Origin of the sequence: Rhodococcus sp. IEGM 1406, assembly GCF_030056745.1 — a bacterium.
Classification (GTDB): Bacteria; Actinomycetota; Actinomycetes; order Mycobacteriales; family Mycobacteriaceae; genus Rhodococcus_F; species Rhodococcus_F erythropolis.
Genome location: NZ_JASHKO010000006.1, coordinates 14,820 through 31,396 on the forward strand (window position 1 = coordinate 14,820; position 16,577 = coordinate 31,396).

A 16,577-nucleotide genomic window follows, 5' to 3' on the forward strand; every position below is an offset into this window, starting at 1 on the left:
CCGACACTGGCGCTATCGAAAATGCGCTCCAGAAGAGCGTCACCGAGATCCACGTCCCGAACAGCCCACAAGGAGTACTGATGTCCAGTACAGACCAGCCGGCACTTCAGCACACGCTGAAGAAGCGGCATCTGTCGATGATTGCGATCGCGGGCGTCATCGGCGCCGGACTGTTCGTCGGCTCCGGTGTGGCGATCCAGGAGACGGGACCGGGTGTCCTGGTTTCCTACGCGTTGGCCGGCGTAGTCGTCATCCTCGTGATGCGCATGCTCGGCGAGATGTCGGCAGCGTCGCCGGAAACCGGCTCGTTCTCGTCGTACGCCGACAAGGCCATCGGCCGCTGGGCGGGCTTCTCGATCGGCTGGCTGTACGCGTGGTTCTGGATCATCGTGCTCGGCATCGAGGCCACCGCCGGTGCCCTCATCATGAATCGTTGGGTTCCCGGCGTTCCCCAGTGGACCTGGGCTCTGATTCTGATGATCGTGCTGACGCTGACCAACATCATCTCGGTCAAGTCCTTCGGCGAGTTCGAGTTCTGGTTCGCTTCCATCAAGGTCGTCGCCATCATCGCGTTCCTCGGCATGGGCATCGTGGCGATCTGCGGATGGATGCCCGGCGTCGAAGCACCGGGAATGACCAACCTGACCGGTCACGGCGGTTTCCTGCCGAACGGAACAGGAGCCATGCTCGCCGCAGTCCTTGTGGTCGTGTTCTCGTTCTTCGGCGCCGAAATCGCCACCATCGCCGCCGGTGAATCGGCCAACCCGCTCGAAGCTGTTCGCGCAGCCGTCAAATCCGTCGTCTGGCGAATCCTCATTTTCTACATCGGCTCGATCGCGGTGGTCGTCACTCTGCTTCCCTGGGACAGCGCATCGGTCGCGCTCAGCCCGTACGTCGCCGTCATGGACTCCTACGGCATTCCGGCCGCAGGAAACATCATGGACGTCGTCGTCCTCACGTCGGTTCTGTCCTGCCTCAACTCCGGTCTCTACACCGCGAGCCGCATGATCTTCTCCCTGGCCGGCCGCGGCGACGCCCCCAAGTCGCTCTCGCGCATCGAGAAGACCGGCGTCCCGATGCGTGCCGTCCTGGTCTCGACGATCGTCGGCTTCCTGACCGTCGGCATGAACTACCTCTCCCCGGACAAGGTCTTCCTGTTCCTGGTCAACTCCTCCGGTGCGATCGCTCTGTTCGTCTGGCTCGTCATCTCGGTGTCCCAGCTGCGCACGCGTCGCAAGCTCGAAGCTTCGGGCCAGGAGCTGGAGCTCAAGATGTGGTTCTTCCCGTACCTGACCTACGCGACGATCGCCGCCATCATCGCGCTCTGCATCGGCATGCTCACCCTGGACTCGACGCGCAGCCAGATGATCGTGTCCCTGGGGCTCGCAGCGATCCTCGTGGGCATTGGGCTCTACCGATACCGGAACCACAAAGAGACCGAGGACGCCGAAGGCGCCGACGCCGAGGTTGTACCCGTGTCCGAGAGCGCTCCCACACCCTGACACCAACGTCCCCATCTGCGAGATACTTAGATGTCCTAGTATCGGCCACGGACAGAGAAATCGACGTGAGCACAGCAGATGGGGACAATCATGACCACACCCGAACCGATCGTCATCGTCGACGGGGCCAGGACCCCCGTCGGTAGCTTCGGCGGCGTCTTCAAGGACGTACCCGCACACGAACTGGGTGCCGCAGCAGCCAAGGCCGCGCTGAGCCGCGCCGGCGTTGCACCCGAAGACATCGACGAGGTCGTCATGGGCTGCATCGGCCAGGTCGGCCCAGACGCCTACAACGCACGCCGCGTGGGCATCGCCGCTGGACTGCCCGAGAACGTTCCCGCCTACACCGTCAACCGCCTCTGTGGCAGCGGCCTGCAGGCCGTGTGGTCGGCGGCGATGCAGATGCGCTGGGGCGCAGCTGCCATCACCCTCGCCGGCGGCGACGAGAGCATGTCCCGCATGCCCTTCTACGACTTCGCAGCCCGCTCGGGCTACAAGCTCGGCGATCGCAGCCTCGTCGACGGCACCGTCGCCATGCTCACCGACCCGTTCAGCAAGGCTCATATGGGCCGCACCGCCGAAGCCGTCGCCCGCAAGTACGGCGTCAGCCGCGAGCAGCAGGACGAGTTCGCCGTGGAATCTCAGCGCCGCGCTGCTACCGACGCAGCCAAGGCAGCATTCGCCGAGGAAATCACTCCCGTCGAGACCGGTGGTCGGCGCTCCGTCACCGTCAGCGAAGACGAGCACCCCAAGCCCGGAACCACTGTCGAAACCCTCGCCAAGCTGCGCCCCGCATTCGAAGAGGGCGGATCCGTCACCGCCGGTAACGCGTCGGGCATCAACGACGGCGCCGGCGCCCTCGTCCTCGCTACAGGAACCGAGGCAGCCAAGCGCGGTCTCACCGGACTCGTCACGCTCGAAACTGTCACGACGGCAGCGATGGAGCCCGGCCTGATGGGCTACGCTCCCGTGCTCGCTCTCGAAAAGCTTTTTGCGCAAACAGGATTGAAGCCGTCCGACATCGGCACCGCCGAGGTTAACGAGGCCTTTGCTTCGCAGGCCATCGCCGTCATCCGTGACAGTGGCCTGGATCCGGAGAAGACCAACCCGTACGGCGGAGCAATCGCCCTCGGACACCCGGTCGGCGCTACCGGAGCCATCCTCACGCTGCGCGCGGCACGCGACATGGTCCGTCGCGACCTCGAATTCGGCATCGTCACCATGTGCATCGGCGGCGGTCAGGCACTCGCTGCCCTGCTGAAGCGGGTCTGATCATGGCGACCAAGCGCAAGCCGTCGTGGCATGACGACGAGATCACCGCAGTAGCCGAACTGGCCCGTGGTTTCTTCGATCGTGAACTGATCGCCAAGCGTGAGCAGTGGGACGCTCAGCATCGCGTCGACCGGTCCGTGTGGCTCGAAGCCGGCAAGCTCGGCCTGCTGTGCTGCTCGATTCCCGAGGAATACGGCGGGGGCGGTGGAACTTTCGCGCACGATCTTGCAGTCTTCGAGGCGCAGGGCTACTGCGGGGACTATGCACTCGGGAACTCCGTGCACAGTGGCATCGTCGCCCACTACGTGCTCGAGTACGGAAGCGAAGAGCAGAAGAAGGCCTGGCTGCCAGGTATGGCGACGGGTGAAATCCTCGGCGCCATCGGAATGACCGAGCCGGGAACAGGTTCCGACCTCAAGGCCATCACCACGTCCGCGATCCGCGACGGTGACCACTACGTCGTGAACGGGTCGAAGACCTTCATCACCAACGGTGGCAGCGCAGACATGATCGTGCTTGCCGTCAAGACCGATCCCAAGGCGGGCGCCAAGGGTGTCTCGCTCCTGATCGTGGATCTGCGTGACTGCGAAGGCTTTGCGGTCGGCCGCGTCCTCGACAAAGTCGGTCAGCACGGCGCCGATACGTCGGAGCTGTCCTTCACCGATGTTCGCGTTCCTGTCTCGAACCTCCTCGGCGAGTCCGAGGGGCTCGGTTTCGGTCAGTTGATGGCGCAGCTGGTGCAGGAGCGTCTCATCATCGGCGCGCAGGCCATCGGCACCATCGAGCGTGCCGTCGAGGAGACCGTCGCGTACACCAAGGCGCGTCAAGCGTTCGGGCACAGCCTCTTCGAGTTCCAGAACACCGCCTTCGAGCTGGCCGAGTGCCAGACGATCGCGCGCACCTGCCGTGTCTTCCTCGACAACTGCATCGAGGATCACCTCAATGGCGAGCTGGACGGCGCAGACGCCGCGATGGTCAAGTACTGGCTGACCGAACAGCAGTGCGCCGTCGTCGACCGGTGCGTGCAGCTCTACGGCGGATACGGCTACATGCGTGAATACCCGATCGCGCGCATGTACGAGGACTCCCGCGTCCAGAAGATCTACGCCGGCGCCAACGAAGTGATGAAGGGCATCATCGCGAAGAGTCTTTGATCACCGGCGTCGAAAACCATTGACACCGACCAGGCACCCACCGAGCATTTCGGTGGGTGCCTTTGTGTGTGCCTACAAGCGGGATCGAGCTGTTCGGAAGGCAATCACTGATGAGCTTCACCATCGACGTCGGATCGGCGCGCGTCACCCAACTGACGGAGCTGGCGCACTGGCCGTTTCCGCCGCGAGAGCTTTTTCCGCACGCGGGTGATGCGGAGATCGAGGACGCGTCGGCGCGGCTGACACCGGAGTTCTTCGACGCGGGTAGCGGTGACCTCGTACTTGCCATCCACACCTACCTGGTGGAGATCGGCGGCAAGGCCATCGTCGTCGACACCGGCAACGGGAACAGCAAGCACCGGCCGAACCTCCTGCCGCACCACATGTTCGGTACCGACTACCTCTCGCGCTTCGCCGACACCGGCGTCGACTTGGGCGACGTCGATCTGGTGGTCAGCACACATCTGCACCCCGATCATTGTGGTTGGAACACCAACCTCGAGGCCGAAACCTGGCGGCCCACCTTTCCCCGCGCGACATACATTTTCGACCGCACCGAACTGGCCGCGCTCGAACAACTCGCCGCCGACGGTCCACACGAAGGAGTGGTCTCGGATCTGGCGCAGACCTTCGAGGACAGCGTCCGTCCCGTTCTGGACGGGGCGAAGTGGGAGGCGGTCGACGACGGCCACGTCCTGGCCGAGTCCGAAGGCACACGCGTCGTCGTGCGCGGCGCGCCCGGTCACACGCCGGGCCACGTCGTGATCGAGATCCGCACTGCCGACGGCGGCGCCGTCATCTCCGGCGACGTGATCCACCATCCGATCCAGTTTCTGTACCCGGACCTCAGCCAGGGCGGCGACGCCGATCCCGAGATCGCCGGGGTCACCCGCCGCGAACTTCTCGAACGCTGCGCGTCGGAGGGACTGCTTCTACTTCCCGCACACTTCCCCGTCGACGAACCGATCACCATCGAATTCGATTTGAACGGTGCACCGAGTGCTTCCGGTCTGATCGGTCTTGCAACGTCCTGACTTGCCGCATCGTCCCTGGTGACGCATCCAACCCTCGGCGTCCGAACAGGTCCGATACCCTGGTTCATCGTGACCGCTGCAAATTCAGAGACCGCCCGTGCCCAGTACGACCTGATCGTCGTCGGTTCGGGATTCTTCGGGCTGACCATCGCCGAGCGTGCCGCTACCCAGCTGGGTAAGCGTGTGCTGGTGTTGGACCGCCGTCACCACCTGGGGGGGAACGCATACTCGGAGGCTGAGCCGGAGACCGGCATCGAGGTCCACAAGTACGGTGCCCACCTGTTCCACACCTCCAACAAGAAGGTCTGGGACTACGTCACCCAGTTCACGGAGTTCACGAACTACCAGCACCGCGTCTTCGCGCTGCACAAGGGACAGGCGTACCAGTTCCCGATGGGCCTCGGCCTCGTGTCGCAGTTCTTCGGTCGGTACTTCACTCCCGAAGAGGCACGGGCCCTCATCGCCGAGCAGTCCAGCGAGATCGATTCGAAGGATGCCTCCAACCTCGAAGAGAAGGCGATCTCCCTGATCGGACGCCCGCTCTACGAAGCATTTGTGCGTGACTACACGGCAAAGCAGTGGCAGACCGACCCCACCGAGCTGCCCGCGGCGAACATCAGCCGCCTGCCGGTCCGCTACAACTTCGACAACCGCTACTTCAACGACACGTACGAGGGCCTGCCCGTCGACGGCTACACGGCGTGGCTCGAGAACATGGCAAAGGATCCGAAGATCGAGGTCCGCCTCGACACCGATTACTTCGACGTTCGCGACGAACTGCGCACCGCGAGCCCCGACGCACCCGTCATCTACACGGGCCCGCTCGACCGCTACTTCGACTACTCCGAAGGTGCACTCGGATGGCGCACCCTCGATTTCGAGACCGAGGTTTTGCCCACCGGAGACTTCCAGGGCACACCGGTCATGAACTACAACGATGCGGACGTGCCGTTCACCCGCATCCACGAGTTCCGTCACTTCCACCCCGAGCGCGAGTACCCGACCGACAAGACCGTCATCATGCGTGAGTTCTCACGTGCCGCGGAGGCGAAGGACGAGCCGTACTACCCGATCAACACGCCCGAGGATCGCGAGAAGCTCTCCGCGTACCGCTCCCGCGCCAAGAAGGAGACCGCGGAGAACAAGGTCCTCTTCGGCGGGCGTCTCGGCACCTACCAGTACCTGGACATGCACATGGCGATCGCCAGCGCACTGACGATGTTCGAGAACACCCTGCGCCCGCATCTCGAAACGGGTGCGGAATTGGCAGGGGAGAGCGAATGAACGCACGTCATCTACTCGAAGGCGAAGAAGTCGTCACCGGCGACGAGGTGACCTACCTCGGCAAGTCCCTGCTCTCCCGGATCATCCTGCCCCGTGCCGGCGAACCTCTCGACGTCCGCACGCTGTACTTGGAGGAAGCTTCGACCAACAGTCGTCGGGCTCACTCCACCTCGCGGACGTCCGTCGCGCTCGGCGCCGAGACCGAGGTCTCGTTCGCCACGTACTTCAACGCGTTCCCCGCCAGCTACTGGCGCCGCTGGTCCATTCTGAAATCTGTGGTCCTTCGACTCGAACTGTCCGGACACGGCCGCGTGGATGTCTACCGTTCCAAGGCGGACTCTTCGCGAATTCACGTGGAAGGCAAGGAATTTGCCGACGGCGATGCCGCGGTCGAGTTTGAGGTGGAACTGGCGCCGTTCGAGGACGGTGGCTGGATCTGGTTCGACATCACCACCGATACGGCCGTCGTCGTCGAGAGCGGCGGCTGGTACGCGCCCGTCGAGGCGCCCGGCGAAGCGACTGTTGCCGTTGGTATTCCGACGTTCAATCGCCCGACCGACGCTGTCAAGGCGCTGGCTGCATTGTCCTCGGATCCTCTGGTGTCCGACGTGATCAAGGCCGTCATCATGCCGGACCAGGGCACCCGCAAGGTGCGTGACGAGCCCGGGTTCGCCGAAGCTGCTGCAGCACTTGGTGATCGGCTCGCCATTCACGATCAGGGCAACCTCGGCGGCTCCGGTGGATACAGCCGAATCATGTACGAGGCACTCAAGACCACGCAGTGCCAGCACATCCTGTTCATGGACGACGACATCGAGATCGAACCCGACTCGATCCTTCGCGCGCTTGCTTTCTCGCGCTTCGCGAAGTCGCCGATGCTGGTGGGTGGGCAGATGCTCAACCTGCAGGAACGCAGCCACCTTCATGTGATGGGTGAAGTGGTCAACCGCGGGATCTTCATGTGGTCTGCGGCGCCGAACGTCGAATACGACCACGACTTCTCCAAGAATTCGCTGCGAGATTCGAAACTGCTGCACCGTCGCATCGACGTCGACTTCAACGGCTGGTGGATGTGCATGATCCCGCGCCAGGTCGCGGAAGAGCTCAAGCAGCCGCTGCCACTGTTCATCAAGTGGGACGACTGCGAATACGGTTTGCGCGCAAAGGAAGCCGGATACCCGACCGTCACGCTGCCCGGTGCCGCGATCTGGCACATGGCGTGGAGCGACAAGGACGACGCCATCGACTGGCAGGCGTACTTCCACCTCCGAAACCGTCTGGTGGTGGCCGCGCTCCATATGCCGGGCAACGGCCGCGGCCTTGTCGTCAACACGGTGAAGGCGACTCTCAAGCACCTGCTGTGCCTCGAGTACTCCACCGTTGCGATCCAGAACAAGGCCATCGCGGACTTCCTTGCCGGACCGGAACACGTCGCGAACATGCTGCCCACCGCACTCGGTGAGGTCCATGCCCAGCGCAAGGAGTACCCCGACGCCGTCGTGGTGCCCTCGGCAACCGCACTACCGCTGCCCTCCGGCGCCGAGGTCGGGGACGTCAGCGCGCCGACCAACCCCGTCGCCAAGATCGTCCGCGTCGGCAAGGCCGTGGTACACAACCTCAAGCCTGCGCACCCTGAGCATCACGAGCGTCCTCAGCTCAACGTGCCGACCATCGACGCCAGGTGGTACCTGCTCTCGCAGGTCGACGGCGTCACCGTCACCACCGCCGACGGCCGCGGCGTCGTCTACCGCAAGCGCAACCCCAAGCAGGCACTCGAACTGCTCAAGGAAGCCATGCGTTTGCGCCGCGAACTCGCCGCGCGTTTCCCTGAACTCAAGAAGCAGTACCAGGACGCCGTTCCTTCACTGACCAGCACGGAAAGGTGGGAACGTGTCTTCGGCATCTCCTGAAGTACAGATTCTGGCCGGAATTCAATCGACCGTCGGGCAGCTGCCGGGAGCCGTCAAGGTCGCCCGCGGTATGTCTCACTTCGGTGAGCACTCCCTCGGGTGGATCGCGATCGCTGCCGTCGGAGCTGCTGTGGACAAGCCGCGTCGACGTGAGTGGGCCGGAGCAGCCGTCGGCGCATTCGGTGCACACGCCGCCTCCGTGGTGATCAAACGAGTCGTCAGGCGCAAGCGACCTTCCGACCCTTCGGTGCAGGTCAACGTCTCGACACCGAGCAAGCTCAGCTTCCCGTCGTCACACGCGACGTCGACGACGGCGGCGGCTGTGCTGATCGGTCGACTCACCGGGCTACCCTTACCGGCGTTGCTGGTGCCCCCGATGATGCTCTCGCGTCTGGTCCTGGGAGTTCACTACCCGACCGACGTACTCGCCGGAGCGGCACTGGGAGCCGCATCCGCGGCGGTAGTTCGCCGGGTCGAAGAAGCCAGAGCCGAACAGAAATGTGGAGATAAATGAGCGAGGAACCGGCTACGGTCAGCGGACCCCCGAAGTCCCTGCCCGCCGGCATCGTCAAGGCGCTTCGCCCACGTCAGTGGGTCAAGAACGTCCTTGTGCTGGCAGCGCCCATCGCGGCCGGAACCGCCACCGAAGCCGACGTGCTCCTGCCCGTCGCGCTGGCGTTCGTCGTGTTCTGCATGGCGGCATCGGGCATCTACCTCGTCAACGACGCGATGGATGTCGAAGCCGACCGTGCTCACCCCACGAAGCGATTCCGTCCCATCGCGGCCGGAGTTCTACCCGTCAACATCGCGTACGGCATGGCAGTCGTGCTGCTTGCCGGTGCGATCGGGCTGTCCTTCCTGGCCAACTGGCAACTCGCCGTGGTCATGGGCGTGTACATCGTCATCCAGCTCGCCTACTGCTTCGGTCTCAAGCATCAGGCCGTCATCGACATCTGCATCGTCTCGTCCGGCTTCCTGCTTCGAGCGATCGCCGGTGGCGTTGCCGCCGAGATCGATCTCTCGCAGTGGTTCCTGCTGATGATGGCGTTCGGCTCACTCTTCATGGCGGCAGGCAAGCGCTACGCCGAACTGCAGTTGGCCGAGAAGACCGGCGCGAAGATCCGTAAGTCCCTCGAGAGCTACACGATGACGTACCTGCGTTTCGTGTGGACGATGGCAGCGACGACGCTGGTCCTCTGCTACGGACTGTGGGCGTTCCAACAGGACGCCATCAAGGGCACCAACTGGTATGCCATCTCGATGGTGCCTTTCACCATCGCGGTGCTGCGATACGCGGTGGACGTCGACGGCGGCGAAGCCGGAGAGCCTGAGGAGATCGCGCTCGGTGACCGGGTGCTGCAACTCCTCGCGATTGCGTGGATCGGAGTAGTGGGTGTCGCTGTCTACCTCGTCTGAGCCACGCACCGAGGCCGACCCGCACGTCGACACTGCGGCGAATCGCACCACCCTCAGTCGAGGAGTTTTTCTCGGCGGGGTGGTGCTTGCTGCTGCCCTCATGTTCTGGGGGGCGTGGGAGCGTCGCTGGATCGCCGACGACGGACTCATCGTCTTGCGAACCGTCCGCAACCTGCTCGCGGGGAACGGCCCGGTCTTCAATGCGGGGGAGCGTGTCGAGGCGAACACGAGTACCGCGTGGACGTACATCGTCTACGCGTTCAGCTGGCTCACGCAGATCCGCCTCGAATACGTCGTTCTGACGATCGCGCTCGTACTCTCGACTGCTGCCGTCGTGCTGGCGATGCTCGGCACCGGTCGTCTGTACCGCGGCGTTCGGCCGTCGGCGGGCGGAACGATCCTGCTGGTACCGGCAGGTGTTCTCGTCTACATCGCGGTTCCGCCTGCGCGAGATTTCGCCACTTCCGGGCTCGAGACTTGCTTGGTGATCTTCTGGATCGCGCTCCTGTGGCTACTGCTCGTTCGGTGGGCGCAGGCGTCGACGCCGTCCACGGCGTCGATCCTGACTCTCTCGTTCGTGGCAGGCCTCGGACCATTGGTTCGACCCGAGATGGCAATTCCCGGTGCTGCCGCGTTGATGATGATCGTTCTCTCCGCAGGCCTGACCTGGAAGATTCGTGCACTGATCGTGGTCGTCGCCGGACTTGTGCCGGTGGGCTATCAGATCTGGCGAATGGGCTATTACGCCCTGCCGTACCCGAACACCGCGGTGTCGAAGGACGCCGGTGGCGCGAAGTGGGCGCAGGGTTTTGCGTACCTGTGGAACCTCGTCGGGCCGTACCTGCTCTGGCTGCCGCTGCTGTTCCTGCTCATCGGCGCGCTGCTGCTCGTGTGGCGAAGCCGAGCGGACGCACCTGCTACCGCCACCGATCAACCCGCACGCTCGCTGTGGCAGCGCTTTCAGCAGTTTCTGCGCACGCCGCGGGCCGTCGTCACGTTCATCCTCGGCAGTGGGCTGATCCTCGGGATCTATTCGCTACGCGTCGGCGGCGACTTCATGCACGGCCGCGTCCTGTTGCCGGTGTTGTTCTGCCTGCTCATCCCTGTCGCGGTTATTCCGTTGCGGGTTCCGGCGCGGGCAGCGTTCGGAAGTAACCGCGACACCGCGATCTTCGGAGTCTCGGCGGTGCTGTGGATCGGCACGATCATCTGGGCCTTCTTCGCCGCCAACACGACGGGCATGCCGGAAGGCTCCGTGGTGGGTCGCTCGGGAATCGTCGACGAGCGTGCGTTCTATGCACTCAACACCGGTCACAAGCACCCGATTCTTGCCGAGGACTACCTCGACTATCCGCGAATGCGTGCCATGGTGGAGACCATCGCGCGGACTCCGGAGGGTGGGCTGCTGTTGCCGTCGGCGAGTTACGACTCCTGGTTCGTCGTCCCACCGCCAGGGCCGCTCGAGGAGCCTGCCGAGCACGTCGTCTTCTTCCTCAACCTCGGAATGACGAGCATGAACGTGGGCCTCGACGTTCGGGTGCTCGATCAGATGGGGCTGGCGTACCCCCTGGCAGCACACACCGAGCGCCTCGAAGACGGCCGGATCGGGCACGACAAGAACCTTTACCCGGACTGGGTGGTCGCGGATACCGGAATGATCGACGTTCGCCCGTGGCTGCCGTTCTTCCTCGACGAGGACTGGGTTGCCGACGCGAAGCTGGCCATCACGTGCCCGGAAACGCAGGAGCTGCTCACGTCGTATCGCTCCGAGCTGACCTGGGCCAGATTCAAACAGAACTTCCAGCAGGCTTTCGACTTCGCGAAGTACCGATTCGACCGGGTTCCGGCCTACGAATTGGAACGCTGCGGGCTCGTTCCGCCGGAGCCGCCGAAGTGATGTGATCAGCATCACCGACGGTTGAAGGTTTGAATATTTCGATTCAGTAACACCGAATCGATTGGCCACGATGTACTCGAAGACGATTCACCTAACCTGAATCACTCCCTGCGGGTGATGACGGCGTCGCCCGCGGACTGAGACGTAACGGTCTGTCTATTTGTCACAGCTGAACCTGTGACATAAAGTCCAGCGAGCGCAGTGTGACTTGGAAGAGGTCCGCTGCCGACCCGAACTTGTTCGGGCTGGCAGAAAAGCCTGTTCCCCGACGGAATCCGCCGGAGCCACTCCACCGAGTGAGTGCCGCAGACGAAGAGAGAGAGCAGTATCCATGCGTTTTGCCAGAAAGAGGCTGACCCAGCGCCTCAAGCACCGAGCGTTGGCCATCGGTGCCGCAGCACTTGTGCTACCCCTTGCTGCAGGAGTTGCCGGTAGTGCTGTCGCCTCTGCTGCGCCCGCGCACACTGCTCCCAGCCACACCGCCCCCTCCGGCGGATACGACGAGCTGTGGGTGCCCTCCTCGATGGGCAACATCAAGGTCCAGGTCCAGTGGGCCGCACGCGGCGGAAACGCTGCCCTCTACCTCCTCGACGGCCTGCGTGCGCGCAACGACGCCAACGCGTGGAGCTTCGAGACCAACGCGATGGACCAGTACCGCAACGACAACATCACCCTCGTGATGCCCGTCGGCGGCGAGTCCAGCTTCTACAGCGACTGGTATGCACCGTCGAACTTCAACGGTCAGCAGATCACGTACAAGTGGGAAACGTTCCTCACGCAGGAACTCCCCAACTTCCTCGCGAACTACGGCGTCTCGCCGAACAACAACGCGGTTCTCGGTCTCTCGATGGGTGGCAGCGCTGCTCTGACGCTGGCTGCTTACCACCGCGACCAGTTCAAGTTCGCCGGCTCGCTGTCGGGCTACCTGAACATCTCGGCTCCCGGCATGCGCGAGGCAATCCGCGTCGCAATGCTCGATGCCGGTCGCTTCAACGTCGACTCCATGTGGGGACCGCCGTGGAGCCCGTCCTGGCTGCGCAACGACCCGTTCGTCTTCGCACCGCGTCTGCAGGGCCTGTCGATGTACATCTCGTCGGCAAGCGGCCTGCCCGGTGAATACGACCACCCGCGCGCACCGATCGATTACTACAACACGGCTAACGGCATGGGCCTCGAAGCTCTCGCCCTGGTCAACACCCGTGCATTCCAGATCCGCATGAACTCGCTGGGTATCCCGGCCACCTACAGCTTCCCGTCCAACGGCACGCACTCGTGGCCGTACTGGTCGGCAGAGCTGTGGAAGGCTCGCGGCCAGATCCTCGACACCATGAACGCTTGGTGATCGTGCGCCATCCCGTGACCTAGTCACTTCACCAGTGCCGTTCCGGACTCCCTCCAAGGGAAACCGGGACGGCACTTGTGTATTCAGGTGCTGCACGATCGCCTGAGGTCAGTAACAATTGCACCACCAGTAACAGCGCGGCTACCCCAAGCGGGGATCGTTTGCGTGTAGAAATAGTTTCAACGGGGGTCTGGCTGCTCAGGCGGCTACACGATCGACGCGCGGACCGAACGTAAGGAAAGAGAGTGAGCTCATGCGAGTAGGCCTTGCCACGGAGGACCGTCGCCGGTCCCGGGCAACCTTCCGGACAAAGGTCGTCGGCGCACTGGCAGCGATGCTGGTACTGCCGATCGCCGCGGGCTTGACGACGGCCGGAACCGCGGCAGCCGCGCCGGCACCTGCTCAGGCCGCACCGGCCGTGACCCAGAACCCCACCGGCGCAGCGGTCACGAAGGTCGACTGGCTCAGTGAGCGTCGCGTCGCGCTGTGGGTGAACTCTCCCGCGATGGGCACCCCGATTCAGGTGCAGATCCTCTTGGCTCGCGATTGGAACGTCAATCCGTCGGCCAGCTTCCCCTCGGTCTGGATGCTCGACGGTCTTCGCGCGACCGACAACGAGAACGCCTGGACCTACGAAACCGACGCTGAGTCCTTCTACGCGGACAAGAACGTCAACGTCATTCTTCCCGTCGGCGGTCAGTCCAGCTTCTACTCCGACTGGCTCGAGCCCGACAACGGCAAGAACTACCAGTGGGAGACGTTCCTGACCAAGGAACTGCCCCCGATCCTCGAAAAGGACTGGCGGACCACGCAGACGCGCGGAGTAGTCGGACTGTCGATGGGCGGAACGTCCGCTATGTTCCTCACGGCGCGTAACCCCGGCTTCTTCAAGTTCGCGGCTTCGCTGTCCGGCATCCTCACCACCACCTCGCTCGGCATGCCTCAGGCAATCCAGTTCGCGATGACCGACGCCGGTGGATACAACTCCGCCGCGATGTGGGGACCGCCGTCCAACGCACAGTGGGCTGCACACGATCCGTATGCGCTCGCCGAGAAGCTCAAGGGCGTCAGTCTGTACGTCTCGAGTGGTAGCGGTACGACCGGCCCGTACGACCAGCCGTCGGGAATTCCCGGCGTCAGCACCAACTACGCAGGTATGGGCCTCGAGATCCTCGCTCGCCTGACCTCGCAGACCTTCGCGACCAAGCTCAACCAGCTCGGCATCCCCGCGCAGGTCAATTACCGCCCGTCCGGAACCCACTCGTGGCCGTACTGGCAGTTCGAGCTTCATCAGCTGTGGCCGCAGTTGGCCAACGCCATCGGCGTCGAGGTCGAGAAGCCGGCTTGCGGCACTTCGGGTGAGATCGGTGCGACGGCTGCAGCCAACGGCTGGATCGGCGACTGCATCACGCCCGAGTACAGCGTCGCGGGTGGACTGGCACAGGACTTCCGCAACGGTCGCATCTACTTCACCAGTGGAACGGGCGCCCAGCCTGTCGCCGGTCGTATCGCCGGCGCGTACATGAACACCGGAGCAGCGGCCGGCCCGCTCGGCTTCCCGCGTACCCCGGAACTCGGTACCCCCGACGGACGCGGACGCTTCAACCACTTCCAGAACGGCTCCATCTACTGGACCCCGCAGACCGGCGCTCACCCCGTCAGCGGCGACATCCTCGCCGAGTGGTCCGCACAGGGATGGGAAGGTGGCCCGCTCGGCTACCCGACCGCCGACGAGATCGCGACGCCCGGCAAGCCGGGCAAGGTTCAGGGATTCGAGATCGGCGCGATGTACAGCAGCGCCAACGGAACTCACGCGGTTCTCGGAATGATCATGGGCAAGTACGGCGAACTCGGTTGGGAAAACGGCTGGCTCGGATTCCCGAAGTCGAACGAGGTTCCCATCAAGGACAACGGACGCTTCACCGAGTTCGAGGGCGGCAACATCTACTGGAGCCCCGGCACCGGTGCATGGTCCGTCGAGAACGGCCCGCTCTTCGACGGCTGGAAGAGCGTCGGATACGAGGGCGGCCGCCTCGGATTCCCGATCAGTGACAAATTCGACATTCCCGGTGGTGTCCAGCAGAACTTCCAGTTCGGCTACATCACGGTGATCGGTGACAAGACAGAAGTTCACTAACTCACAGTGGTGCACGACGGGCGGGCCCGATCACGGATCGGTGCCCGCCCGCGTGCGTTGCGTAACCTGTTGATGGACTTTCGACTGAAGGCAAGGACGGACATTGATGTCGCTTTTCTCGGGTAACCGAAACACTTGTGCACGCGCGATCGCGGTCGGCGCCTTGGCGCTCGCCACGGGTGGTGCGCTTGTCGCGTGCGGTAGTGACGACTCCACTGCAACCTCCAATCCGGTCACCACGACGTCCGCTGCGGCTTCGTCCTCGAGCGGTTCGGCGTCTGCGTCCGCCTCTGCGACCACGACGGCGTCGGCTGCGCCCACCAGTCCAGGAGCAGCAGCCACCGCGCCGCCGGAGCAGCCGCAGAGCATCGAAGGCTTCCCGGGCCCCACAGTCGTCGAGGTCAGTCCAGAGGCACAGAAGTTCCTCGACGGACTGAAGGCGAAGGGCATCACCCCAGCCGGTGACGGAAGCATCGCCGTCAACACGGCCAATTACATCTGCGCTGCCGGTCCTCAGACCGACGACGAGGTCCTGACCTTCGTGACTGCCTTCGTCGGCCAGGAAGCGTCGGCGGAAGGCAAGCAGATCACTCCCGAGCAGGCAGGTGCGAACGCTCAGATCTATATCGACGTCGCCAACACCACCTACTGCAAGTAGGCGCGGGTCATGGCGAGGTCTGGAAAGCGTCGTGGGTGCCTGATCCCGCTGCTGATCATTCTTGTGGTCGCAGCGGTCGTGATCGGCGGTTGGTACATCCTGGCCGGGCGGGTGCCTTCGCCGACTCCGATCCCGCCGAGTCCGGAGCCACCGGTCTCTCAGCCGGCCAGTTGCCCCGATGTCCAGGTAGTAGCCATACCGGGTACGTGGGAGTCGAGCGCTACCGACGACCCGTACAACCCGACGGCCAATCCGGCGTCGTTGATGCTGAACGTGACCCGTCCTCTTCAGGAGAAGTTCGATAGTTCGAGGGCCGACGTCTACACCGTTCCTTACGTCGCACAGTTTTCGAATCCGGTTGCGATCCCGCCGGACGGACAGCAGTCCTACAACAACAGCCGGGCTGCGGGAACTGCTGCCACTAACGACTTTCTGATGAAGCGGCACGCCGAGTGCCCGCTCACGAGCTACGTCCTGACCGGATTTTCCCAGGGCGCGGTGATCGCGGGTGACGTCGCCGCGAGTATCGGCGACGGTACCGGCGCGGTGCCTGCCGATCTGGTTCTGGGCGTGGGCTTGATTGCCGACGGTCGGCGCGATCCGGCGTTCGGGAACACGGTTGGCCCGAGCGTTGCCGGTGTCGGCGCCGAGCTGTCGCTGAACGGGCTGAAGCTTCCCGGTCTCACGATGACCGGCCCGAGGCCAGGCGGATTCGGCGACCTCAACGACCGGACTTATCAGATCTGCGCGCCGAGCGACGGTATCTGCGACGCTCCGGCCGCCGCTCTCAATCCGACCAACTGGTTGAGTTCGGCGCCGCGGCTTCTCGAGTACTACAACAACCCTGTGCACGCGATGTACAACTCCTTCCAAGTCGATCCGAACGGCACGACGGCCACCCAATGGATGGCACAGTGGGCTGCGGAGAAGATCGACGCCGCACCGACACCGCCCCACAGTTGAGTCACCGC

Annotated in this window: 13 protein-coding genes; all 13 read left to right on the plus strand. The window is 63.9% G+C overall.

All coding sequences use genetic code 11. The annotated features are described in order from the left end of the window. Positions 1-80: 80 nt before the first annotated feature. The 13 genes from QM596_RS25250 (at position 81) to QM596_RS25310 (ending at position 16,569) form a co-directional block, all read left to right on the plus strand. Positions 81-1,502: an amino acid permease gene (locus QM596_RS25250; RefSeq protein WP_019746401.1), complete on the plus strand. Its 1,422-nt coding sequence runs from the start codon at positions 81-83 to the stop codon at positions 1,500-1,502. 90 nt (positions 1,503-1,592) lie between these two features. Further along, positions 1,593-2,774 carry a thiolase family protein gene (locus QM596_RS25255; protein ID WP_269577441.1) on the plus strand — a complete coding sequence of 394 codons (1,182 nt, stop codon included), beginning with the start codon at positions 1,593-1,595 and terminating at the stop codon, positions 2,772-2,774. Between the two features lie 2 nt (positions 2,775-2,776). Then, positions 2,777-3,928: an acyl-CoA dehydrogenase family protein gene (locus tag QM596_RS25260; RefSeq protein ID WP_007731824.1), complete on the plus strand. Its 1,152-nt coding sequence runs from the start codon at positions 2,777-2,779 to the stop codon at positions 3,926-3,928. Between the two features lie 110 nt (positions 3,929-4,038). Then, positions 4,039-4,962, plus strand: a complete 924-nt coding sequence (locus QM596_RS25265) for an MBL fold metallo-hydrolase (protein WP_283310211.1) — start codon at positions 4,039-4,041, stop codon at positions 4,960-4,962. A 69-nt stretch (positions 4,963-5,031) separates the two neighbouring features. Continuing rightward, positions 5,032-6,246: a UDP-galactopyranose mutase gene (gene glf, locus QM596_RS25270; protein ID WP_007731822.1), complete on the plus strand. Its 1,215-nt coding sequence runs from the start codon at positions 5,032-5,034 to the stop codon at positions 6,244-6,246. After that, the gene (locus QM596_RS25275) at positions 6,243-8,156 is read left to right on the plus strand and encodes a glycosyltransferase (RefSeq protein ID WP_029254207.1); all 1,914 of its coding nucleotides are present in this window, start codon (positions 6,243-6,245) and stop codon (positions 8,154-8,156) included. Before glf ends, QM596_RS25275 begins: the two co-directional genes overlap by 4 nt. Continuing rightward, positions 8,137-8,670: a phosphatase PAP2 family protein gene (locus QM596_RS25280; protein WP_003943893.1), complete on the plus strand. Its 534-nt coding sequence runs from the start codon at positions 8,137-8,139 to the stop codon at positions 8,668-8,670. The genes QM596_RS25275 and QM596_RS25280 overlap by 20 nt, the downstream gene beginning before the upstream one ends. Next, complete coding sequence (locus tag QM596_RS25285) at positions 8,667-9,572, plus strand: decaprenyl-phosphate phosphoribosyltransferase (protein WP_003943808.1); 906 nt, start codon at positions 8,667-8,669, stop codon at positions 9,570-9,572. Before QM596_RS25280 ends, QM596_RS25285 begins: the two co-directional genes overlap by 4 nt. Beyond that, the gene (locus QM596_RS25290; protein WP_029254208.1) at positions 9,550-11,469 is read left to right on the plus strand and encodes an arabinofuranosyltransferase AftB family protein; all 1,920 of its coding nucleotides are present in this window, start codon (positions 9,550-9,552) and stop codon (positions 11,467-11,469) included. Before QM596_RS25285 ends, QM596_RS25290 begins: the two co-directional genes overlap by 23 nt. Positions 11,470-11,800: 331 nt before the next feature. Further along, positions 11,801-12,811 (plus strand): alpha/beta hydrolase, encoded by a 1,011-nt coding sequence (locus tag QM596_RS25295; protein WP_020905770.1) that lies wholly within the window; start codon positions 11,801-11,803, stop codon positions 12,809-12,811. Positions 12,812-13,064: 253 nt separating this feature from the next. Beyond that, the gene (locus tag QM596_RS25300) at positions 13,065-14,948 is read left to right on the plus strand and encodes an alpha/beta hydrolase-fold protein (protein ID WP_020905771.1); all 1,884 of its coding nucleotides are present in this window, start codon (positions 13,065-13,067) and stop codon (positions 14,946-14,948) included. Between the two features lie 106 nt (positions 14,949-15,054). Continuing rightward, positions 15,055-15,606 (plus strand): DUF732 domain-containing protein, encoded by a 552-nt coding sequence (locus QM596_RS25305; protein WP_019746408.1) that lies wholly within the window; start codon positions 15,055-15,057, stop codon positions 15,604-15,606. A gap of 9 nt (positions 15,607-15,615) precedes the next feature. Beyond that, positions 15,616-16,569, plus strand: coding sequence for a cutinase family protein (locus QM596_RS25310; RefSeq protein WP_019746409.1), 954 nt, complete (start codon positions 15,616-15,618; stop codon positions 16,567-16,569). Positions 16,570-16,577: the final 8 nt, after the last annotated feature.